The sequence below is a fragment of the Silvania confinis genome (assembly GCF_025564085.1).
Lineage (GTDB): Bacteria > Pseudomonadota > Gammaproteobacteria > Enterobacterales > Enterobacteriaceae > Enterobacter > Enterobacter confinis.
Map to the genome: position 1 here is coordinate 1 of NZ_JAMGZJ010000029.1, position 422 is coordinate 422.

The window sequence follows — 422 nt, forward strand, 5'->3', positions numbered from 1 at the left end:
CGACAAGACCTCTTCGTAGGTGTCCGTGAGGTAGTAGTCCGTTACCGCAAGCGCCTCGATCTTCGGGGTCGCGGCCTCAAGACTTTCGAGATAAGTGTCCCAAGCAGAACCCTCACCGAATTGATTGTTGAGAACGGTGCCCGGCGCATGGATATGCGGTTCCCAACGACGCCATTCAGATCCACGACCGATCATTCGTCTCCCCCTGCGTTATTGCCGGTCGTAGACCGTCCCGATGGCCTTACCCCAGTTCATGACTTTCCGCCTTGAACCAGAAGGCTTTTTGCCATTCTAGAAGTTTTTGCCAGTGCCAGCACGTGCAGTCAGCGACAACATGCCCCCCTCCAACTGCATAATTTTTCGCTTTTTGGGGAGTCGAAGCACGCGGTTCCAAGACCGGCGAACTGGGATAGAGGCGTCAG

1 protein-coding gene is annotated in these 422 nt (G+C 55.5%); it reads right to left on the reverse strand.

What is annotated here, in order from left to right; translation table 11 throughout:
• Positions 1-195, reverse strand: a 195-nt coding sequence (locus M8013_RS00130) for a hypothetical protein (RefSeq protein WP_271265821.1), incomplete at its 3' end; no start/stop codon positions are given.
• Between the last annotated feature and the right edge of the window lie 227 nt (positions 196-422).